The organism is Cryobacterium sp. 10I1, assembly GCF_035019805.1.
Classification (GTDB): Bacteria; Actinomycetota; Actinomycetes; order Actinomycetales; family Microbacteriaceae; genus Cryobacterium; species Cryobacterium glucosi.
In genome coordinates, this window is record NZ_JASJVF010000303.1 from 1 (window position 1) to 3,476 (window position 3,476).

Annotated in this window: 4 protein-coding genes; 3 read left to right on the top strand and 1 reads right to left on the bottom strand. The window is 68.4% G+C overall.

Translation table 11 applies throughout. The features are described 5' to 3' along the window. The coding region (locus tag QN345_RS16940; protein WP_323508929.1) for a BglG family transcription antiterminator at positions 1–1,729 on the bottom strand (1,729 nt) is incomplete at its 3' end. A gap of 154 nt (positions 1,730–1,883) precedes the next feature. Here QN345_RS16940 and QN345_RS16945 point away from each other — a divergent pair. The 3 genes from QN345_RS16945 to QN345_RS16955 form a co-directional block, all read left to right on the top strand. Beyond that, positions 1,884–2,186 (top strand): PTS sugar transporter subunit IIB, encoded by a 303-nt coding sequence (locus QN345_RS16945; RefSeq protein WP_134449904.1) that lies wholly within the window; start codon positions 1,884–1,886, stop codon positions 2,184–2,186. A 42-nt stretch (positions 2,187–2,228) separates the two neighbouring features. Next, on the top strand, positions 2,229–2,537 hold the full coding sequence (locus tag QN345_RS16950) for an HPr family phosphocarrier protein (protein ID WP_322188435.1): 309 nt from the start codon (positions 2,229–2,231) through the stop codon (positions 2,535–2,537). Then, on the top strand, positions 2,534–3,476 hold a 943-nt coding region (locus tag QN345_RS16955; protein ID WP_323508930.1), incomplete at its 3' end, for a PEP-utilizing enzyme. The genes QN345_RS16950 and QN345_RS16955, both read left to right, overlap by 4 nt.

Consider the following 3,476-nt stretch of genomic DNA (forward strand, 5'->3'; position numbering starts at 1 on the left):
CGCCCCAGTCCATCGGGGTGTCGTTGATCACGATCGCGATCGACGTGCGGTTCGCGGTCATCGACATCGAGTGCGGCACGGCCAGGTTGTCGGTGAACGCCGTCGAACTCATCAGTTCGCGCTCGATCGCGCCGACGATGTACTCGGGCTCGATGATGCCCTGAGCGGCCATCCGGTCGCCGAGCGCGCGGATCATGGCGTTTTCGTCGTTCGCGTAGAAGTTGTGCGAGAACAGCGAGGCGTCGAAGAACTGCAGCAGGTCGTCCTTGAGATGTGCGCGCCTGCGCAGCCGGCGCACCCGGCTCGCGGCCTTCCGGACCCGCTCGATGTCGGCTTCGGTCAGGAACGGCTGGATGACGATGATCCCGTCGCCGAGGCTGCCCGGATCGATCGTCGTGAGCACGAGGTCGGCCTCGAGCCCGCTCCAGTCCACGTCGCTCCTCGTGACGACGGAGACGACCTCGAGCTCATCGCCGAGGACACGTTCGATGCGTTCCCGCAGCAGGACGTGCATGTCGTAATAGTTCGGGCAGACGATAGCGCAGCTGACGAGGTCGACCCGGCGGGACTGCTGCTGCAGGTGCGCGCCGACGTGCATCGCGATGTACGCGATCTCGTCGTCGTTGATCACGATCCGCTCCTGGCGCTGCAACTGGCTCGCGATGTACACCGCGAGCTCGTAGATCATCGGGTAGCCCGTCTTGATGGACCGGGTGAGCGGATTGTGTGCGAATGACCGGTCCTGGGCGCGGTTGATCAGGTTCCGCACGTGCAGGGTGAGCCGCACGATGAACGTCTCCTCGGTGAGGTCGACGAGGAATTCCTCGCTCGCCTGCGTCACGATCTGCCTGACCGCGTCGAGGTCCTCCGGGCGCACGAAGTTCTCGATGAGCTTCTTCGCCGGCTGGTCGTGACCCGGCGTGATCACCCGGGTGGTGAGGAGGAGTCCGATGTAGTCGAGGTCCCCGAGCGCGAGCTCGACGTCGAAGTGCCGCTTGATGAGCACGGCGAGGGCCCTGGTCATCTCGTCAGGGGGAGTGGCCTCCGGCTCGGCGGGGAGCGGCGCGGCGCGCTTGGTGACGCGGTCGACGGCGATCGCCACGTGCAGGAGCACGTCGTTGGTGCCGTACTCGTTCACGAAATAGCCCTGGGCGTCGAGCATGGCGATCAGGTCGGTCTTGAACGCGCTGAGGCTCTTCGACGCGAACTCGCGCTGGATGGTCTCGAGGTTGAGCATCCCGCGGTCGGTCTCCTCGCGGAACATCCGGCTGAGCAGCCGGCGCCGGTCCGTCTCCGATCCGGCCAGGGTCACGACGCTGCCGCGCCTCCCGAGCGTGAGCCCGGTCTCCGGCAGCAGCGACCGCACCCGGGCGAGATCGGCCTCGATCGTCGAATCACTCACGAAGAGCTCCGCCGCGAGGCTGTACACGTCGAGGCCGCTGTCCGACTCGGTGAGCCGCCTGACGAGGGCATAGAGCCGGTTCTGCCTGGTGTCCGGCTCGACCGGCTTGCGGCTCGACCGGAACACGGCGTACGCCTCGAGATCCAACCGGTACCCGGCCGTCCCCGATTCGATCACGTCGAGCGGATGCGCCGCCGCCTTCACGTTCGTCACGTAACTGCGCACGGTCCGAGGGGTCACCCCGAGGTGGTCGGCGAGTTCGCCGGCGGTCACCCAGACCGGCGTCTGCGACAGATACTCCAGCATCCGCGTTTGTTTGTCGCTCATCGCACAAAACTCCACATTGTCGTAGCTAGTCAATCATGCTGCACCCCTCCGGTATTCCCGCGCCGTGTTTCCGGGGGTGCGGAAACAGCTCTACTGGCCGGGGCCAGGCCATCGGACGAAACTGAAAGAGTCGAAACACCGAAAGGCTGAGTCAATGAGGATTCTTGTGATCTGTGGTGCGGGCGCGTCCAGCACCTTCGTCGCGCTGCGGATGCGCCGGACCATTTCCGAGCGTGGCCTGGTCGCCACGGTCGCCGCGGCCAGCGAAACAGAACTCCCCGATGCCCTCGACGGCATCGACGCCCTGCTCGTCGGCCCGCACCTGGCCGCACGATTCCCCGAGATCCGGGCGCAGGCGGCCGAACACGGCGTGGGCTGCGCTCTCCTGGCCGACACGATCTTCGCGGCCCGCGACGGAGCCGAAGCACTCGACGCGGCGCTCGCAGCCGTGGCATGACCCAGTACAGCACTCCACTCTCCACCGGAAGGAACCCCACCGATGATTGAACGCACAGTTCGAATCGGCTCGGCGAACGGCCTGCACGCCCGCCCCGCGAAACTCTTCACCAAGGCGGCAGCCGACTCCGGCGTCAAGGTCACCATCGAAAAGGCCGGCGGCAAGGCGGTCAACGCCGCCAGCATCCTCGCCGTGATCTCCCTCGGCCTCGGCAGCGGCGACGAGGTCACCATCGCGACCGTCGACGACGGGGCCAGTGCCACCCTCGACACCCTCGTATCCCTGCTCGCCGCCGACCACGACCTGCCTGCCGCGGACGCGGCGACCTCCGAAACGCGGGTCGCGGTATGAGCCTCGCGACGGCATCCGCCACGTCCGGCACAGACCTGACCGGAACCGGCATCGGCCAGGGCGTGGCCATCGGCCGGGTGCTGCGGATGCCCGAACCGCTCCCGGAACCGACCGACACCCCCAGCGCACTCACCCCGGAGGACGAAGGCGCCCGAGCCGCGGCCGCGCAGCGTTTTGTCGCCGTCGACCTCGAAGGCCGCGCCGAACGCGCAGGCGGAGCGGCCCAGGAAGTCCTCGAAGCCCAGGCCATGATGGCAGAGGACCCCACCCTCGTCGACGACCTCACCGAACGGCTCGCGACCGGCAAGACCGCGGAACGCGCCGTGTTCGAGGCCTTCTCCACTTTCCGCGACCAGCTCACCGAACTCGGCGGGTACCTCGCCGAGCGTGCGGCAGACCTCGACGACGTGTCCCAGCGGGTCATCGCCCAGCTCGGCGGCCGGGCAGCCCCCGGCGTGCCGGAGCAGGAAGAACCGTTCATCCTCGTCGCCCATGACCTCGCCCCCGCCGACACCGCGCTGCTCGACCTCACCCGCGTGCTCGGTCTCGTCACGAGTGACGGCGGCCCGACCTCCCACACCGCGATCCTCGCCCGCGACAAGGCGATTGTCGCGATCGTCGGCGCCACAGGGGCAACCGACCTCGCCGACGGCACCCTCGTGATCGTGGACGCCGCAGCCGGCACCGTGACCGTCTCCCCGACGGAGGCCGAAGTCGAAACGGCCGAAGCCCGCATCCGTGCCCGCGCCCTGCGCGCCCAGGCCCCGACCGGCCCCGGCCGACTCCGGGACGGTACCCCGATCCCGCTCCTCGCGAACCTCGGTTCCGCCGACGGCGCCGCCAGGGCCGTCGAACTGGGCGCGGAAGGTGTCGGCCTGTTCCGCACCGAGTTCCTCTTCCTCGGCTCCCGGAACGCACCGACGATCCTCGAGCAGGCGG